14 protein-coding genes are annotated in these 17,800 nt (G+C 61.9%); 10 read left to right on the top strand and 4 right to left on the bottom strand.

Features of this window, described 5'->3' with window-relative positions:
- From glyS to glmM, 6 genes are all read left to right on the top strand, one after another.
- A complete protein-coding gene (gene glyS / locus ACP2AV_RS14410) occupies positions 1-2,226 on the top strand; it encodes a glycine--tRNA ligase subunit beta (protein WP_426373488.1) in 2,226 nt (741 codons plus the stop codon).
- A 78-nt stretch (positions 2,227-2,304) separates the two neighbouring features.
- Positions 2,305-4,842 (top strand): putative PEP-binding protein, encoded by a 2,538-nt coding sequence (locus ACP2AV_RS14405; RefSeq protein ID WP_426373487.1) that lies wholly within the window; start codon positions 2,305-2,307, stop codon positions 4,840-4,842.
- 214 nt (positions 4,843-5,056) lie between these two features.
- Positions 5,057-5,716, top strand: a complete 660-nt coding sequence (locus tag ACP2AV_RS14400; RefSeq protein ID WP_426373486.1) for a cell wall hydrolase — start codon at positions 5,057-5,059, stop codon at positions 5,714-5,716.
- Between the two features lie 51 nt (positions 5,717-5,767).
- On the top strand, positions 5,768-6,676 hold the full coding sequence (locus ACP2AV_RS14395; protein ID WP_426373485.1) for a dihydroneopterin aldolase: 909 nt from the start codon (positions 5,768-5,770) through the stop codon (positions 6,674-6,676).
- A gap of 9 nt (positions 6,677-6,685) precedes the next feature.
- On the top strand, positions 6,686-7,696 hold the full coding sequence (gene folP, locus ACP2AV_RS14390) for a dihydropteroate synthase (RefSeq protein ID WP_426373484.1): 1,011 nt from the start codon (positions 6,686-6,688) through the stop codon (positions 7,694-7,696).
- Complete coding sequence (glmM, locus tag ACP2AV_RS14385; protein WP_426373483.1) at positions 7,693-9,039, top strand: phosphoglucosamine mutase; 1,347 nt, start codon at positions 7,693-7,695, stop codon at positions 9,037-9,039. Before folP ends, glmM begins: the two co-directional genes overlap by 4 nt.
- Before the next feature lie 392 nt (positions 9,040-9,431).
- Here the strand turns inward: glmM and ilvC are convergent, their stop codons facing one another.
- Entirely contained in the window at positions 9,432-10,454 is a 1,023-nt protein-coding gene (gene ilvC, locus ACP2AV_RS14380; protein WP_426373482.1) for a ketol-acid reductoisomerase, read from the bottom strand.
- A gap of 147 nt (positions 10,455-10,601) precedes the next feature.
- Here ilvC and ACP2AV_RS14375 point away from each other — a divergent pair, with 147 nt between their 5' ends.
- The 3 genes from ACP2AV_RS14375 (at position 10,602) to ACP2AV_RS14365 (ending at position 13,136) form a co-directional block, all read left to right on the top strand.
- Positions 10,602-11,060 (top strand): Lrp/AsnC family transcriptional regulator, encoded by a 459-nt coding sequence (locus ACP2AV_RS14375; protein WP_426373481.1) that lies wholly within the window; start codon positions 10,602-10,604, stop codon positions 11,058-11,060.
- Entirely contained in the window at positions 11,057-11,512 is a 456-nt protein-coding gene (locus tag ACP2AV_RS14370; RefSeq protein ID WP_426373480.1) for an Lrp/AsnC family transcriptional regulator, read from the top strand. Before ACP2AV_RS14375 ends, ACP2AV_RS14370 begins: the two co-directional genes overlap by 4 nt.
- A 493-nt stretch (positions 11,513-12,005) precedes the next feature.
- Complete coding sequence (locus ACP2AV_RS14365) at positions 12,006-13,136, top strand: aminotransferase class V-fold PLP-dependent enzyme (RefSeq protein WP_426373479.1); 1,131 nt, start codon at positions 12,006-12,008, stop codon at positions 13,134-13,136.
- A gap of 65 nt (positions 13,137-13,201) precedes the next feature.
- Here the strand turns inward: ACP2AV_RS14365 and ACP2AV_RS14360 are convergent, their stop codons facing one another.
- Together ACP2AV_RS14360 and ACP2AV_RS14355 are read right to left on the bottom strand one after the other, a co-directional pair.
- Positions 13,202-14,401 carry an FAD-dependent monooxygenase gene (locus ACP2AV_RS14360; protein WP_426373478.1) on the bottom strand — a complete coding sequence of 400 codons (1,200 nt, stop codon included), beginning with the start codon at positions 14,399-14,401 and terminating at the stop codon, positions 13,202-13,204.
- Complete coding sequence (locus ACP2AV_RS14355; protein WP_426373477.1) at positions 14,398-15,087, bottom strand: pyrimidine 5'-nucleotidase; 690 nt, start codon at positions 15,085-15,087, stop codon at positions 14,398-14,400. The genes ACP2AV_RS14360 and ACP2AV_RS14355 overlap by 4 nt, the downstream gene beginning before the upstream one ends.
- Positions 15,088-15,187: 100 nt before the next feature.
- Here ACP2AV_RS14355 and ACP2AV_RS14350 point away from each other — a divergent pair, with 100 nt between their 5' ends.
- Positions 15,188-15,829, top strand: a complete 642-nt coding sequence (locus tag ACP2AV_RS14350; protein ID WP_426373476.1) for a GntR family transcriptional regulator — start codon at positions 15,188-15,190, stop codon at positions 15,827-15,829.
- On the opposite strand, the gene ACP2AV_RS14345 is transcribed toward ACP2AV_RS14350, so the two are convergent.
- On the bottom strand, positions 15,830-17,776 hold the full coding sequence (locus ACP2AV_RS14345) for a glycosyltransferase family 2 protein (RefSeq protein WP_426373475.1): 1,947 nt from the start codon (positions 17,774-17,776) through the stop codon (positions 15,830-15,832).
- Positions 17,777-17,800 lie beyond the last annotated feature (24 nt).

The following is a 17,800-nucleotide window of genomic DNA, read 5'->3' as shown; positions in this document are numbered from 1 at the left end:
ATGCCTGATCTGCTGATCGAACTCTTTTCCGAGGAAATCCCCGCCCGCATGCAAAAGCGTGCCGGCGAGGACCTGAAAAAGCTGGTCACTGACGGTCTGGTCGAAGCCGGTTTGACCTATGCCCATGCGGGGGCCTTCGCCACGCCGCGCCGTCTGGTTCTGGCCGTCGAAGGGCTTTTGGAGCATTCGCCGACCACGCGCGAAGAACGCAAAGGGCCCCGTGTCGATGCGCCCGACAAGGCGATTGACGGGTTCTTGCGCGGGGCAGGGGTGTCGCGCGACGACCTGGAAATCCGGGACGAAAAGAAAGGCAAGGTGTTTTTCGCCGTGATCGAAAAGCCCGGCCGCCCCGCCGCCGATATCGTGGCCGAGGTGCTGGACAAGACCGTGCGCAATTTCCCCTGGCCCAAATCGATGCGATGGGGCGCGGGCAGTTTGCGGTGGGTTCGCCCGCTCCATTCGATCCTTTGCATTCTGTCCGACGACGCCGGCGCGACCGTCGTTCCGCTGGACATCGATGGGATCCGCGCGGGGGATACCACTGAGGGGCATCGCTTCATGGCGCCTGGCAGGATCACGGTCACGGGCTTTGATGACTACGCTGCCAAGCTGAAAAAGGCGTTCGTGATGCTGGACCCGGCTGAACGCGCCGACCATATCAAGCATGACGCCGAGCAACTGGCCTTTGCCCAAGGGTTGGAACTGGTCGAAGACGCGGGCCTTCTGGCCGAGGTCGCCGGGCTGGTCGAATGGCCGGTGACGCTGATGGGTCAGATCGACGACGATTTTCTGGCCCTGCCGCCCGAGGTGCTGCAGACATCGATGAAGGAACACCAGAAGTTCTTTTCGGTGCGCAACCCCAAGACGGGCCGGATCGAACGGTTCATCACCGTGGCCAACCGCGAAACCGCCGACCATGGCGCAACGGTTCTGGCAGGCAATCAGAAGGTTCTGTTCGCACGCCTGTCGGATGCCAAGTTCTTTTGGGAAAACGACCTGCGCGTCGCCAGGACGGGGATGGAAAAATGGACCGAACAGCTGGCCAACGTGACCTTCCACAACAAGCTGGGCAGTCAAGCCGACAGGATCGCGCGGATCGAATCTCTGGCGGGCGAATTGGCGCCGGTCACCGGCGCTCAGGCCAAGCTGGCCAGACAGGCCGCGCGCGTTGCCAAGGCCGATCTGTCCTCGGAAATGGTCTATGAATTCCCCGAGCTTCAGGGTTTGATGGGCCGCTATTATGCGCAGGCTGCGGGCCTGCCTGATGCCGTGGCCGAAGCGTGCGAGCAGCATTATTCCCCGCTTGGCCCATCTGACGACGTGCCCAGCGGGGCCGTATCGCGCGCTGTGGCGCTGGCCGACAAGCTGGACACGCTGACCGGGTTCTGGGCCATCGATGAAAAGCCGACCGGGTCGAAGGACCCCTTCGCGCTGCGCCGCGCCGCCTTGGGGGTGATCCGCATCATTCTGGACGGTGGGCTGCGGCTCAACCTGGACCGGTTCATCGATAGCCAGTTGCTCAAACATGAAATCGCGCTGAACGGGCATTCCCAAGAGACCGAGCAGCTGCTTCATAACCTGCTCGACGAGATTGCCGATCACGGCGTGTTCGGGGCGGCTGTCCGCGTCGTCAAGGACGCGATCGAGGGCGACGAGCCGGCCGATCTGGTGCGTATCGAAGCGGAAATCCCGGATAGGTCCGCCGATTTGCTGGCCTTCATCCACGACCGCCTAAAGGTTTACTTGCGCGGCGAGGGGCTGCGCCACGACGTGATCGACGCATCGTTGGCCATGCCCGGATCGGATGATCTTGCGCTGCTGGTCACGCGGGCCCGCGCGCTTCAGGACATGCTGAGCACCGAAGACGGTGAAAACCTGATCCAGGGGTTCAAACGGGCCAATAACATCCTGACGCAGGCCGAAGAAAAGGACGGTGTCGAATACAGCTTTGGCGCAGACCGCAAGTTTGCAGAAGACGCGGCTGAAATCGCGCTGTTCGACGCCCTTGATGGGGCGCAAGAACGGATCGACCCGGCGATAAAAACGCAGGACTTTGCCGCCGCAATGGCTGCGATGGCCGATTTGCGCGGGCCAATTGATGCGTTTTTTGAGGCGGTTCAGGTCAACGCCGACAAAGATGTGGTACGACGCAACCGGCTGAATCTCTTGGCGCGCATTCGCAGCACCTGTCTGGGCGTGGCGGACCTGACCCGCATTGAAGGGTAAATTCCCCTTTCTGTAACGTTTTCGTTGCATGGCGCACTCACCAGAGTATCTTCCGCGCGGGGGGCAAGGATAGCAGCGATGCAAGAAAACGTTGAATTCTCAGGGTTTACGCGAATCCGCCGGGTCGCCCCGATTGCGGTCGACACGCATGGCGGACGCGCAAAATGCCTGCAACGCCTGATCCGGCTGGACTTTCCTGTGCCGGAAACCGTCGCGCTGAGCTTTGATGCGGTCCACCGGATTGCCGAAGGCCAGCGCCCGGATGCCAAGGCCCTGCTGCGCCATTTCAGCGAAAAGACACTGGTTTCGGTGCGCCCGTCGTCTCAGGTGCCAGACTGGGGTGGGCCGGGCGCAATCCTGAACATCGGAATGAACCACGACCGCCACGCCGAACTGATCGAAAGCCATGGGAAAAAGGCAGCCGATGCGCTTTACCTTCGGTTCGTGCAAGCCTTTGCCATTCACGTCGCGCGCCTGGACCCTGAAATGTTCGAATTGGACAAGGGCGAATTGACGCTGGAAGCGGCGTTGCAGGCCTATGAGGACGAGACCGACGAGGAATTTCCACAAGATGTCGGGACGCAGCTGACCGAAGTGCTCCGCTCGATGGCGCGCGCTTGGGGCGGAACGACAGCGCGACTTCTGCGCCAGGCCAAGGGTGCGCCGGCCGATGCGGGGTTGGGACTGGTCGTTCAGGAAATGTCGCTTGGTCTGGGACCGGCCGAAAGCGGATCGGGCGTGATCCAGTTCGTCGATGGGGTGACAGGGCAGCCACAAATCACCGGGCGCTATGCATCGCAGTGTCAAGCGCGCGATGCCCTGTCGCAGCCGGAGGGGGCCATGTTCCTGACGCGCGACCAGCGGGGCCCGTCGCTGCAAGAACTTTGTCCGGACATCTTCGATGACCTGGTGCGCTATGGCGCGGTTTGCCGAACCAAGCTGCGCGAGGAAATGCAGATCGAATTCACGATCGAAGCGGGAAAGTTGGCGATCTTGGATGCGGTGCGCGTCCACAGATCCGCGCGTGCGGCCGTGCGGATTGCCGTCGCCTTGGGCCAAGACGGCGTCATCACCCACGACGATGCGATTAGCCGTATCCCGCCGCGATCCCTGTCCGAATTGCTTCACCCGCAGGTTGACCCCGGTGCAAAGCGCGATGTCATCGTCACCGGCATCGCAGCCAGCCCGGGCGCTGCGGTGGGGAAAGTCGCCTTCAGCTCGTCCTGTGCGCAGGCGATGGCTGCGCGCGGCGAGCCGGTGATCCTTGTGCGCCGCGAAACCGCGCCCGAGGATATTCGCGGGATGCACAGTTCAGTCGGGGTTCTCACCGAACGGGGTGGAATGACCAGTCATGCGGCGGTGATCGCCCGCGGGCTTGGGTTGCCATGCGTGGTCGGCGCGTCGATGATGTCGTTGAACCGGCGCGAAAAATCCCTGCGCGTTCCCGATGGCCGTGTTCTGCACGAAGGCGATACGATCACGCTAGACGGCACCAGCGGTCAGGTTCTGGTGGGCGAGGTCCCGATGCTCGGGGCGTCGCTGGACGGCCCCTTCCACACCTTGATGGAATGGGCCGACGAACGCCGGGATATCGGGGTGCGCGCCAACGCAGATACGCCTGTGGACGCAACCGTGGCCCGAAACTTCGGCGCCGAGGGCATCGGCCTGTGCCGGACCGAGCACATGTTCTTCGAAGGCGAGCGTCTTACGGTGATGCGCGAGATGATCTTTACCGACGATCCGGATGATCGCGCGGCCGCGCTGGCGCGACTGCTGCCGATGCAGCGCAAGGATTTCATCGAGCTGTTTCGGATCATGTCGGGCCAGCCTGTTTGCATCCGCCTGTTCGACCCCCCCTTGCATGAATTTCTTCCCAGTGACCGCGAAGGGATGCGCGAACTGGCCGAAGCGCTGAATGTCCCCCTGAGCACCGTGACCCGGCGGATCGATGCGCTGTCGGAATTCAACCCGATGCTGGGGATGCGCGGGGTCCGTTTGGGCATCACGGTGCCGGAAATCTACGACATGCAGGCACGCGCCATTTTTGAAGCGACGGCGGAAGCATCCCGTTCGGGTGATGCGGTCGTGCCAGAAATCATGGTTCCGCTTGTGTCGGCCATGCGCGAGGTCGAATTGGTCAAGTCGCGCGTCGATGCCGTGGCAGCCGCGGTTCGGATCGAAAAACGATGCGGTTTTGATTACAAGCTGGGCGTGATGGTCGAAACGCCCCGCGCTGCGCTGCGGGCGGGTGAAATTGCCCAGTTTTCGGATTTTCTGTCCTTTGGGACCAATGACCTGACCCAGATGACCTACGGGCTGTCGCGCGACGACGCAGGCCGTTTCATGGGTGCCTATGTCAATCTGGGCGTCTATGCCGAAGACCCGTTCCACACGCTTGATATCGAAGGTGTGGGCGAATTGCTGATGATCGGTGCAGAACGCGCCCGGACCGCCGCGAAGGGGATCACCGTATCGATCTGTGGGGAACATGGCGGAAACCCCGAATCCATCGCGTTCTGCAGGGCGGCAGGTTTCGACTATGTGTCCTGTTCACCCTTCCGTGTTCCGGTGGCGCGGCTTGCTGCGGCGCAACTGGCCCTAAAACAGACCGTTTGAATTTCAGAAACAGTTAAACATCTGATTCATTTAAAAAATGCGGGTCGGGGGTTGCACGGCAGATGACCATATCCACCGGTTTTCCACAACCCGTCAGGGTCCATCGGACCGTGCCAGCCTTTACGAAGCGGACATTTTGACTTAAGTCGCAGGCAAGTCGAAACTGCCAAGGCCTTCTGGGGGCCGAGTTGGGGGCAAATTGGATACCAAAACAATGACACGGGCCATTGGGCTTGTGGCAGCTGCTTTTTTTGCAAGCGCTGCCCATTCTGAAGTGACCGTCAGCCAATCCAACGACCCATCGCTGCAACTTGGCGATGAGGTCATGGCTCTGGTGAACATGGAGCACCTGGCCCTTCAAACGTTTGACGCCAACAAGATGGTCGGCAAACCCTCGACACCCGATCAGGCCCAAGGCATCACCATCGAATATTCACGTGCCTTTGTCGACAGCTTGCCGGCTGCCAAGGGCGGCGACGAATGGAACTGCCTGACCCAGGCGCTTTATTTCGAAGCGCGCGGTGAAAGCGTCAAGGGGCAGGTGGCTGTTGCCGAAGTGATTCTGAACCGTGTGGAATCCGATCGCTTTCCCGAAACGATCTGCGGCGTCGTCAATCAAGGCACAGGAAAACGATACCAGTGTCAGTTCACCTATACCTGTGATGGACGTGCCGAAGTCGTTCACGAAAAGAAAGCCTGGGATCGCGTGGGCAAGATTGCGCGCCTGATGGTCGACGGGGCCGAACGCAAACTGACCAAGGGCGCAACGCATTACCACACGCGTGCCGTAAACCCACGGTGGGCCCGCGTATTTCCGCGCACCACAACCATCGGCGTTCACCACTTCTACCGGATGCCCGGTGGCAACGCATAATCTTCACGGGTGTGATCGGCGACACCTCGCGAGATTGACCTCCGAGGGCGCATGACCAAAGATATCTCAAACGCGTTCGATCACCCCGAAGCCCGCGCCGTCGCCACAAGCGGATCGGCGCCGCGCGACCGGATTTCCCTGCGCGACCATGTGATCGAAGTTGAAATCGGGGCATTTCAATCCGAACGCGGAACCCGTCAACGGGTATGCTTCAACATCGTGGTCGAAGTGCGCCCCGGGCAAGCGCGGGTTGATGACGATGTTGATCGGATCCTCTCATATGACCGCATCACCGAAGCCATCCAAACCGAGGTTTTCGCCCAGCGTGTCAATCTGCTTGAAACCCTTGCCGAGCGCATCGCCGAACGCATTTTGACCGAACCGCGGGCCATGCGGGTGTTTGTCCGGATTGAAAAACTGGACCGTGGCCCCGGTGCCCTGGGGGTCGAGATTGTCCGCAGCCACGACGATGTGGCCAGCGACGCGTCTGTGATGGCTGCCCCCGCGTTGGCCCCACAGATCGTATTTTTGACCAACATGGCCATAGCTTCGGACCGGATTGGGGCGTGGCTGGATCAGTTGCAGGGGCAGGGCGTCCCGGTCGTGTTATGCGTCGGCCTTCCTGATGAACCACGCCCCCAATCTGACGTTCCAGCGGCGCAGCGGCGGATCGATCTGGCGGCGATCGAACAGAACGCCTGGGTCTTGGCCGGACGCGATCGTCGCTGTGTGGTCATGTCCGCGCGCACGGAAATCGATTGGGCGTTGAAGCATGGTCAAATGCTCGTTTGGTCCCCGGCCAAGATGGTGCTCGATACGGCGAGCGCCCCGCAGGGGACAGTGCAACCCAAAGAGCTTGCCGAATGGTTGGCCCGGGAACTGAACGCAGTGCGAACGCTGGAACTGGATGCTGGGTCGGGACCCGGAAGTTCAAAAACTGATTTTATTCCAGACATTTAAGAGGCGACGTTGATTTATTATCGACCAATTGTTTCTTTCGGGCCCACGCGCCCTGATAATGCTCAGATCCTGGCCGGTGGCGCAGGGTGGTTCACGCTGGTTGAATGCCTGGAGCGGGGACGTGAGGCGGTTGTCGTGCCCGCCGGGGACATTCCGGGCGATGCCTTGGCCCGTTTGACTGCAGCGCGTTCGGATCTGGCCGGCCTACCGATGGGCCGCCCCCACCTGATGGGCATTTTGAATGTAACGCCGGACAGTTTTTCCGACGGAGGCCAGTTCACCGATCTGGATACAACCATCGCACATGCGCGGCAGATGGTGGCGGATGGCGCGGCGATCCTGGATGTGGGCGGCGAAAGCACCCGCCCCGGCGCAGACTTTGTTCCCGCCGACGAGGAAATCGCGCGGACAGCCCCGGTCATCCAGGCACTCGGAAAAGCTATGTCGGTTCCGGTATCCATCGATACGCGCAAAGCGCAAGTGGCCGCCCGAGCGATCACGTCCGGCGCTAAAATCGTGAATGATGTCAGCGCATTGTCATACGATCCTGACATGGGTACAGCCTGTGCCAAGGCGCAAGTCCCGGTGTGCCTCATGCACGCGCAAGGGGACCCCAAGACGATGCAGGACGCGCCGACCTATGACGATGTGCTGCTGGATGTGTACGACTACCTGGCGGCGCGCATCGCGCTGGCAGAAGAGGCCGGCATAAACCGCGCCAACATCTGCGTCGATCCCGGGATCGGTTTCGGCAAAACGCTGGCGCATAACCTAGAGCTGCTTTCGCGGATCAGCCTGTTTCACAGCTTGGGTTGCCCTGTGTTGCTGGGGGCATCGCGCAAACGCTTCATCGGAACTCTCACAGGGGTCAAGCAGGCCGCAAGCCGCATGCCCGGATCGGTCGGGGTTGCTCTTGCCGCTGCATCGCAAGGGGTTCAAATCATTCGCGTGCATGATATCCCACAAACCTACCAGGCGCTGACGACATGGCGCGCCGCGACAGTGGGGAAAGCCGGATGAGCCGCAAATTATTTGGGACGGATGGCGTTCGCGGGCAGGCGAACACCTATCCCATGACCGCTGAAATGGCGCTGCGTCTGGGCGCTGCAGCCGGGCGCTATTTCCGGCGCGATGGCGGGCACGAGCACCGCGTGGTGATCGGGAAAGACACGCGCCTGTCCGGGTACATGTTTGAAAACGCGCTGACTGCGGGATTTACGTCGACCGGCATGAATGTCTTCTTGCTGGGGCCGGTGCCGACGCCAGCTGTCGGGATGCTGACCACGTCAATGCGCGCGGATGTGGGCGTGATGATATCGGCCAGCCACAACCCGGCAGACGACAACGGGATCAAATTCTTTGGCCCCGACGGGTTCAAGCTGTCCGATGAGGCACAGGCCGAAATCGAAGCCATGACTTTTGACGGCGTAGACCCGGCGCAGGCGGCCAACATTGGACGGGCCAAGCGGGTTGACGATGGCCGGTTTCGCTACAACGAACGGGTCAAGGGAACGCTGCCACGCGGCCTGTCCCTGAGTGGTTTGAAGGTGGTCGTCGACTGTGCCAACGGGGCGGCCTATCGCACCGCCCCCGAAGTTCTGTGGGAACTTGGCGCCGAGGTCATCGCAGTCGGCGTGTCGCCCGATGGCAAGAATATTAACGACAATTGCGGATCGACCGCGCCGCAAACGGCGGCCGAAATGGTCGTCGCGCATGGGGCCGATGTCGGCATCTGTCTGGACGGAGACGCAGATCGCGTCATGATCATCGACGAGACGGGCGCGGTCGCGGATGGCGATCAGATCATGGCCCTCTTGGCCGCAAGTTGGGCCGACGCCGGGCGCCTGCAGGGCGGGGTATTGGTGGCCACGGTCATGTCGAACCTCGGGCTGGAACGGTTCTTGCAGAACCGCGGCCTGCGGTTGGAACGCACAGCGGTAGGGGATCGATACGTCGTTGAGCGGATGCGCGAGGGGGGCTTCAATCTGGGCGGCGAGCAATCTGGCCACATCGTGATGAGCGATTTCGCGACCACGGGCGACGGATTGTTGGCCGGGCTGCATGTTCTGGCCGCGATGGTCGAAACCGGCAAACGCGCAAGCGAACTGGCCAAGCAGTTCGATACCGTGCCCCAAAAGCTAGAAAACGTCCGCTACGCCGCAGGTCAAACCCCGCTCGACGCCGATGCAGTCAAGTCCGCGATTGCCGCAAGCGAGGCTGAATTGGCGGGAAAGGGCCGTTTGCTGATCCGGAAATCCGGCACCGAACCGCTGATCCGCGTCATGGCCGAATGCGAGGATCCCGCCTTGCTCGACAAGGTCGTCGCCCGTGTCGTGTCCGAAGTGCAACGCGCTGCCAACTGACCCGCAAACAGCTTGGACCCCGTGCGACAACCGGTATTCACGCCGATCGCTGCATTGTGCGCCAAAAACGGTGAGCGGGACGGTAGAGATTTCGTTTTTGATCGCTTCGTCGCCGAGTTTGATGCCTAGCGTGGTCTGGTGCGAAAGGACACCAAACCATCTGTCTGACGGCGCAAGCTATGACGGGGTTTTTGAACCTGTTTCCGGTCGAGATCGTCGAACATGTTGGGGCCGACTAATCGTATCGCCCGAAACGCGGGATGTCGTTTGAGTGCCAAGCGCAACAACAGGTGCACCAACGGGCCACGCCGGGCTTGGATGGTTGAGCGCCAGGCGATGGGTGGTGTGGCAAGGGCAAATGGACCGCCCTTGCCATTTTTACATACCGGCGCTTAGTTGCGCTCTTTGTCGACCATTTTGCCGGCGGAAATCCATGGCATCATGCCACGTAGTTTCGCGCCAGTTTCTTCGACAGCGTGTTCGTCGTTGGCGCGGCGTGCAGCCTTGATGGTCGGCTGGCCGACAGCGTTTTCCAGCATGAAGTCGCGGACGAACTTGCCCTGCTGGATGTCGGTCAGAACCTCTTTCATCGCCTTTTTGGTCTGCTCGTAGGGCAGGATGCGCGGGCCAGTGACGTACTGACCATATTCGGCGGTATTCGAAATCGAATAGTCCATGTTGGCGATGCCGCCTTCATAGATCAGATCAACGATCAGTTTCACTTCGTGCAGGCATTCGAAATAGGCCATTTCCGGGGCGTACCCGGCTTCGACCAGCGTTTCGAACCCGCAGCGGATCAGTTCAACCAGACCGCCGCACAGAACCGCTTGTTCGCCGAACAGGTCGGTTTCGCATTCCTCGCGGAAGTTGGTTTCGATGATGCCCGAGCGCCCGCCACCGATGGCCGAGCAATAGGACAGGCCGATTTCCAGCGCCTTGCCGGTGGCGTCCTGGTTGACTGCAACAAGGCAAGGCACGCCGCCGCCCTTGGTGTATTCGCCGCGCACGGTGTGGCCCGGGCCTTTGGGGGCCATCATGATGACGTCTACGCCCGGCTTGGGTTCGATCAGGCCGAAGTGCACGTTCAAACCGTGTGCAAAGGCAATCGCGGCGCCTTCACGCAGGTTGTCGTGGACATATTTCTTGTAGGTTTCGGCCTGCAGTTCGTCGGGCATGGTGAACATGATGACGTCACACCAGGCGGCCGCTTCCGCGATCCCCATGACCTTGAGCCCTTCACCTTCGGCTTTCTTGGCGCTCGGCGAGCCGTCGCGCAGGGCGACAACGACGTTCTTGGCGCCGCTGTCGCGCAGGTTCAGCGCGTGGGCGTGGCCTTGGCTGCCATAGCCCAGAATGGCAACTTTCTTGTCCTTGATCAGGTTCACGTCGCAATCGCGGTCATAGTAAACGCGCATGGCATTTCCTTTCTTTGGCCCTCTGCCGGGGCGTTGAAACATGGGCGCAGCCTAGATGTGATGCATTGAAAAGGGCGCGCAAAATTTGACCTTCTGACGGATTTCTTTAAGGAATCATTCCTAGAATCGTATAATGATGAAAAAATCATGCAACTTGACGACACTGACCGCAGAATATTGCGACAACTTCAGGCCGATCCGGGGGCGCTGCCGCGCGCGTTGTCCGAGCGCGCGGGCGTGACACCGGCGACCTACCAGCGGCGTGTGGATCGCATGCGCGCTGCGGGGTTGATCAAGGCGTTCCGCGAAGAGGTTGATTGGGCCGCCTTGGGGTATGGGGTCGAAGTGTCGCTGCGCTTTACGCTCGACAAGACCGATTCCCGTGCGTTCGACGATTTCATCGATGCCGCGCGCGCCGTGCCCGAGGTCACGTCGATCCAGACGTTCCTGGGCCGGGTGGATGTGCGCCTTTTTGTGGTCGCGCGCGACATGCCGCATTACCAGAACATTTACCGCAGCAAGATCCTGACTTTGCCGCATATCGCCGATATCGAAGCGCTGATGCACGTGGCCACGATCAAGAACGCCCAGACGGTGCCATTATGAGCGATCTGGACGACATTGATCGGCACATTCTGCGCGCGCTGACACATGACGGCACCCGCAGCGCCGGGGCTTTGGCGCGCGAGCTGGGGATCAGCCAGTCGGTTGCCTGGCGGCGTACCAAGCGGTTGCGCGACGCAGGCATTCTGGCCGGGCGACGGGTCGATCTCGACCTGCAGGCGCTCGGCTTTGGCGTCACGGTGTTTCTTGGGGTCAAGCTGGCCACCAAAGGGCGTGTGAGTCTCGAAGATTTCGAACGCGCGGTCACAGCCATCCCCGAGGTTCAGACCGTCCAGCACGTACTGGGGCTTTACGACTACCGTCTGCGGGTGGTTGCGCGGGACTTGCCGGATTTCGAACGCGTCCTGCGCCGCCGCATCATGACCTTGCCGGGGGTTGGAAACGTCGAGGCGAACGTTCTTTTGTCCGAAGAACGCCGGCCAGGCCCGATCTGAACGTTCCCGAAATTTCACAGCCGCCCTGTTTTCGCGCGGGTATTTTCCGGATTTCGGTATTGGCGCATGACACTGCCAGCCGCGGCGAAGCCGCCGTGCCCGACGATGCCTCGACGATACCCTTGCCGTTGACCGCTGCAATGGGAACACAGCGCGATCCGACGGAATGCGCGCGCAGCGCCCCCTGCTGCTGACCGCACATATCGCCAGCGCCGGGTTGGCCACGGGGGCGGCCATCTGTTCGTTGTAATGTTGAGTTTGATCGTGACAAACGCGCGGACAAGCCAAGCATCACGGTGCATAGCTGCGATCACGCGTCAGCCACAGGGTAACAAATCACTCGTTAAGAACTGCGGTGCATGGGCGCTAGCATCTAATGAATACCGTTTCGTTGACCCCGGGGAAAGTATGGAATACCCAACCTTCGCCTCAGGGCGGTGACATTGCCGGCCCAGGCGGGTACACCCAATCTGAACCACAAACGGAGCCTGCCATGAAAGCCCTGCGCAACGATATTGACCCCGATGGGATGCTGGAATTTTCCGTAGTCTTCACCGATCGGTCGCTGAATCACATGAGCGCCGCCTTCCAACAGGTCATGCGCGACATCCACGACACGCTCTGCGCGGTCTACAATGCCCATACGGCGGTGGTTGTGCCCGGCGGCGGGACCTACGCGATGGAGGCTGTCGCGCGCCAATTCGCCACGGGTCGCGATGCGCTGGTCATTCGCAATGGCTGGTTCTCGTACCGCTGGAGCCAGATTTTCGAAGCCGGGTCGATCCCGGCGTCGGAGACTGTGCTTGCGGCGCGCCGCACCGGCAACACGCCCGATGCGCCCTTTGCACCGGCGCCAATTGATGAGGTGGTGGCCGAAATCGCCCGCGTAAAACCGGCGGTCGTATTCGCCCCGCATGTGGAAACCTCTTCGGGGGTGATCTTGCCTGACGACTATCTGCAGGCGATTTCCCAGGCGGTCCATGCCCACGGCGGGCTGTTCGTGCTGGACTGTATCGCCAGCGGCTGCGCCTGGGTCGACATGGTGGCCTGCGGCGTCGATGTGCTGATCTCGGCCCCGCAAAAGGGCTGGTCGGCGCAGCCGTCAGCCGGTCTGGTGATGCTGTCCGAGGCCGCGCTTGCGCGTCTTGGGGAAACGCAAAGTACGTCGTTTGCGATTGATCTGGCCAAATGGCAATCTATCATGGCGGCCTACACCGGGGGCGGGCATGCCTATCACGCGACCCTGCCGACCGATTCGCTGCGTGCGTTTCGCGATGCGATGTTCGAAACGCGCGACTATGGCTTTGACAAGCTGTGCAAGGCCCAATGGGAACAGGGACGGCGCGTGCGGGCCTTGCTGGCCGCGCGGGGCATCAAATCGGTCGCCGCCCCAGGGTTCGAGGCGCCCGGCGTGGTGGTCAGCTATACCGACGATCCCGCGTTCAAGACGGGCAAGGCCTTTGCTGCGCAAGGGGTCCAGATTGCTGCCGGGGTGCCCTTGCAATGCGGCGAAGGGCCCGAATTTTCAACCTTTCGGCTGGGGCTTTTCGGGCTGGACAAGCTTATGGATGTCGACGCCTCTGTCGCACGGCTTGAGGCTGCGTTGGATGCGGCGACCGACTAGGCGCTTTGCGTCTTTGCACCCGTGCAGGCGCATTCACGCCAAGGATTTCCAGAAAGAAGAAGGCGTCAGAGCGGGGCCATGCCAGCGCGCATCAGGCCGCGCCGAACCGGCGTGATGTCGTGGGCCAGCGTGAGGCCAGACAGGCGCAGCATCTGGCTGAGATCGCCGCTGCCACGAGTGACGCGATTGAACAGGTCAATTGCGCGGGCGCGGGCGGTGATGTCGGGCAGACGCTTGCGTTCATAGGCCTGCAGGGTTGCGGCGGCCCCGGGGTCGGCGGGCGCGGTTTCGATCCGTGTCAGCAGTTCAGAGATGTCGTTGAGCGAAGTATTGAGCCCCTGCGCGCCGATGGGCGGCAGAACATGGGCAGCTTCTGCGATCAGGGCGATGCGCCCTTCGGTCAGGTGGCGCGCATGTTGCGAAATGATCGGGAAAATACCTTTGGGGCTGGCGATCTGCATCGGACCGAACAGGCCCGCAGAACGCTCGGTCATTTCAGCGTTGAACGCATCGTCGTCCATCGCGCGCAAGGCTTCGGCGCGCGGGCCGGGGTTCATCCAGACGATGGCGCTGGCGGGCTGGCCACCCACGTCGGGCAGAGGCACCATCGTGAAGGGCCCGCCAGTGCGGTAGATCTCGGTCGAAATAAACCGGTGGGGCAAGGCATGGGTGGCGGTAAAGGCCAGCGATTTCTGCCCATAGCGCGTGGTGTGTACGCCGATGCCCGCCGCGTCGCGCAGGGGTGAATCGCGCCCGTCGGCGCCGATGACCAGTTTGGCCTGGACCTGGCTGCCGTCGCTCAGGGTGACGATGGCCCCGGCTGTGCGGTTGACCAGCGATTTGAACCCGGTGCCATAGCGTAGCTCGACGTCGGGGATTGTCGGGATGATCGCCAACAGCTCGCGCCGGATCACCCAGTTGAGAAAGTTCCAGCCGAAGGGCTCGTCCCCCATTTCGGCGCCGCGAAAGGTCCGCTCGGCGCGAACGGTGACCGGATCACCGCTTGTGTCCACAACACGCAGCGCTTCGAGCGGCGTGGCATGGGGGCGTAGCGCCGTCCAGATGCCGATATGGGCGAACAGATCGCGCGCTGGACGCAGGAAGGCGGTCGAGCGCAGGTCGGCGCCTTGGGCTGTGCCATCGGTGACAGGCGGGGTCGGATCGACCAGTACCGTGCGATACCCGGCCCGTCCCATGGCCGCCGCGGCCACAAGGCCCGCAATGCCGCCACCGACGACAAGGATATCGATCTGTTCCCGGGTCATGTGCCTGACTTAGCGCGCGGGGCGCGCGGCGGCGAGGGGGCATCGACGATCTGCGACAAGAAATCCGCCAGATCATCGGTATGGTGGTGTATATGGGCGCCGTTGTGTGGTGCTGGCGCGACATGGACGGTGCGCATGCCCATGGCGTGCGGGGCGGTCAGATTGCGCGGATCGTCTTCGAACATGGCTGCTGTGGCCGGGGTAATGCCGTCGCGCGCGAATACCTTTTCAAAGGCTGCGCGTTCGGGCTTGGGGCGGAAGTCGGCGTGTTCCACCCCGTAGACCGCGTCAAACAACCCATCCAACCCGCGCGCGGCCAGCACGTTTTGGGCATAGGGGCGAGCGCCGTTGGTATAGACGATCTTGCGGCCGGGCAACGCGCCGATCAGCGCGGCCAGGGCAGGGTCGGGCGCCAGCGGGGAAAAGTCGATGTCATGCACGTGGGTCAGATAGGGCACGGGATCGGCGTCATGTTCGCACATCAGCCCGGCCAGCGTGGTGCCGTAGGTCTGCCAGTAGTGCAGCCGAAGGCGGTCGGCTTCGGTGCGATCCACGCCGGCGATGTCCATGACCCAGTCGGTCATGCGCGTTTCGATTTGGTCGAACAGGCGTGCCTCAGGCGGATACAGCGTGTTGTCCAGGTCAAAGACCCATTGGGTCACATGCGAAAAATGTCGGGCTACCATGGCTGTCAAGCTACTGCCAAGCGCGCTCTGCGGCAATGCGTTGCTTGATCGGGCAGGCCGGACATGTCTAAGCTGTGCGTCAGGCGCGAAGGAGAGGTGAATGCGGGACATGAAAACGACCCAGAAGGATGCGTACGGGCTCATTCTGGATGCCATCGACACCGGGATCTACAAGCCGGGCGACCGTCTGGTCGAAAGCGAACTGGCTGACAGGTTCGGTGTGTCACGCACGCCAATCCGCGAAGCTTTGCAACGGCTTGAAACCCAGTCGATGCTGACGCGCGACGGGCGCTCGCTGATCGTGGCATCGCTGGATCACAACCAGTTGGCAGATCTTTACGTGGTGCGCGCCGAACTGGAAGGGCTGGCGGCGCGACTGGCCGCGCGTCATGCCACGCCCGAAGAGGTGCGCGTGTTGCGCGAAATGGTCGAAGAAGACCAGGAACTGGTGGGCGATCCCGCGGCGCTATCGCGGTCCAACCGGCGCTTTCACAAGCTGATTCACCTTGCCTCGCATAACCGGTTCCTGGTTCAGCAATTGGATCTGGTGCATCGATCCATGGCCCTGCTAGCCACCACATCGCTGGCCGCCGAGGGGCGGGGTGCGGATGCGCTGGACGAACACCGCCGCATTGTTGCCGCGATCGCGGCAGGCGACGGTGACGCGGCCTATGAAGCGCTGCGTGCCCACATCAGCCAGGCGTTCGTCACACGTCTGAAGATCGACACGGCGGACGACTGATCAGGCGGGCCGCGGTGTGCCAACGTCTCCCAGTGGCACATCGTCATTTTCGTCATCGTCGTCGTGCGCTTCGGTGACCCCGTGCGCGGTCTTGTCCCAATAAAATGGCCGGGTGGCGATTTCCCAGATGCCCTTGTACGCGGCCAGCGATCCCAGCGGGAAATAAAAGTGCATTGTCGGCACCCAGATCCACATGCCCTTGTGTTTGGGGCGGGACACGGCCAGCACACCGACCCAGATCGACAGGATCTCGGTCAAAAAGAACACTGTGCCCAGAACGATAAACCCGTGTCCGGGGATCAGGTTCTGAAGCGGATGACCCAGGCCAAGCGGGATTGACCAGAACGTCCAAAGGATCGGCGCCAGAACGAATTGCGACAAGGTGCCAAGAAAGAGCAACTGGACGCCAAAGAACTTCCACGCCCCCAGTTCACGTAACAGCCGGCGGGGCGTGCGCATGTGTACCGCCCAGGTCATCCCGTAGCCCTTCAGCCAGCGCGAGCGTTGGCGCACCCAGGGCCACACCCGGCAATTGGCCTCTTCGTCGGTGACGGTCGGGATCAATTCGGTCCGATACCCGTGGCGCGCCAGACGAATGCCCAGATCGGCATCTTCGGTCACATTGTGGGCATCCCAGCCGCCCAGGAATTCCAACGCATCGCGGCGGAAAAACAGCGTTGTACCGCCCAGCGGAACGGCCAGCCCCATGCGTTCCAGACCGGGCAGAACCAGACGAAACCATGTTGCGTATTCAATCGTAAAGCAGCGCGCCAACCAGTTATGGCGCGCGTTGTAAAAATCGAGAATGCCTTGCAGGCAGGCCACTTCCGGCCCGCTGACGTGAAAACGGCGGACGACCTTGTGGATCTGATCGGGCTCGGGCGCATCTTCGGCATCATAGACCCCGATGATCGTCCCGCGGCAGAAATCCAGTGCAAAATTCAGCGCGCGCGGCTTGGTCTGAACCGCGCCGCGCGGCACGATGACCTGACGCATCCAGCGGGGCAGGTGGGTGGCGCGAATGGCCTCTTGAGTGATGATGTCGTCCTCTTCCACCACCAACAGGATGTCCAGCAGTTCCTTGGGATAGGAAATGCGCGACAGGCGTTTGATCAGACGCTCGGCGACGGCACGTTCTTTGAACAGAGGCACCATCACCGACACGACAGGCATTTTCATCGGCGCAGCAGCACCGCTGGGCACAGGGCCGGGCGCGTTCTGATCGGCCCACCGGGTCTGCGCGATGGCGGCGCCCAGTTTCAGAAATGAACTGGCCAATAGCGTCAGAACCGCCCAGCCGCACAGGATCGCGAACAGGATATGGGGCATGGTGACGGCCAGCGCGATACCCGCAATGACCGCTGCCAGAGCCACCGCAACGAAGGGGCGCACGTTCCAGTCGCGGCAGCTTTCGTGACTGGGAACACGGCGTTCGGCATAGCGGGCCAGTCTGCGCTGGCGGGCCAGCATCAGTGCCCGGTGCAGGTCGGTTTCGCTGACCACGGCCATGCGGACCTTGCCAAAGGATTTGGGCAGGCTGGCGCGATAGCTGTCAAACAGCTCGGGGCGACAACACGCCACGATCGTGGCCCCGCCGACGCGCCGCCACGGTAGCATGCCGTCACGCAAACAGCGCGCCGCACCGACAGCATCGATCAATCGCACGTCCGGTGGATTGGTCCGCAGATCCGCGACGACCGCGCCGTACTGATCGGCCAGGGTGCGATACAGATCATCTTCGCGCACCATGTCATGGGCCAGCAGGATGTCCCCGAACCGCGCTTCCTCGCGCGCCTGAATGGCGATTGCCTTGATCAGATTTTCCGGCGCCAGGTAGCCCCGATCGACCAGCATTTTTCCCAATGGAACCCGCACCTTGTCCTGCGCAGACGCAGCCGGAAACACGGCCGGGTCAGCGTGCAAGGGGTGCGAGGTGGGAAAGGTCATGGATCCGTCCGTGTATCGGGCAGA

It is taken from the genome of Aliiroseovarius sp. PTFE2010, from assembly GCF_049943335.1.
Classification (GTDB): domain Bacteria; phylum Pseudomonadota; class Alphaproteobacteria; order Rhodobacterales; family Rhodobacteraceae; genus JBNFVY01.
This window is presented reverse-complemented; position numbering and strand designations above follow the sequence as displayed.

Bases quoted from the DNA above. Each gene is read 5' to 3' on its own strand.
- glyS (WP_426373488.1), top strand. From the start codon at position 1: ATGCCTGATCTGCTGATCGAACTCTTTTCCGAGGAAATCCCCGCCCGC.
- ACP2AV_RS14405 (WP_426373487.1), top strand. From the start codon at position 2,305: ATGCAAGAAAACGTTGAATTCTCAGGGTTTACGCGAATCCGCCGGGTC.
- ACP2AV_RS14400 (WP_426373486.1), top strand. From the start codon at position 5,057: ATGACACGGGCCATTGGGCTTGTGGCAGCTGCTTTTTTTGCAAGCGCT.
- ACP2AV_RS14395 (WP_426373485.1), top strand. From the start codon at position 5,768: ATGACCAAAGATATCTCAAACGCGTTCGATCACCCCGAAGCCCGCGCC.
- glmM (WP_426373483.1), top strand. From the start codon at position 7,693: ATGAGCCGCAAATTATTTGGGACGGATGGCGTTCGCGGGCAGGCGAAC.
- ilvC (WP_426373482.1), bottom strand. From the start codon at position 10,454: ATGCGCGTTTACTATGACCGCGATTGCGACGTGAACCTGATCAAGGAC.
- ACP2AV_RS14375 (WP_426373481.1), top strand. From the start codon at position 10,602: ATGCAACTTGACGACACTGACCGCAGAATATTGCGACAACTTCAGGCC.
- ACP2AV_RS14370 (WP_426373480.1), top strand. From the start codon at position 11,057: ATGAGCGATCTGGACGACATTGATCGGCACATTCTGCGCGCGCTGACA.
- ACP2AV_RS14365 (WP_426373479.1), top strand. From the start codon at position 12,006: ATGAAAGCCCTGCGCAACGATATTGACCCCGATGGGATGCTGGAATTT.
- ACP2AV_RS14360 (WP_426373478.1), bottom strand. From the start codon at position 14,401: ATGACCCGGGAACAGATCGATATCCTTGTCGTCGGTGGCGGCATTGCG.
- ACP2AV_RS14355 (WP_426373477.1), bottom strand. From the start codon at position 15,087: ATGGTAGCCCGACATTTTTCGCATGTGACCCAATGGGTCTTTGACCTG.
- ACP2AV_RS14350 (WP_426373476.1), top strand. From the start codon at position 15,188: ATGCGGGACATGAAAACGACCCAGAAGGATGCGTACGGGCTCATTCTG.
- ACP2AV_RS14345 (WP_426373475.1), bottom strand. From the start codon at position 17,776: ATGACCTTTCCCACCTCGCACCCCTTGCACGCTGACCCGGCCGTGTTT.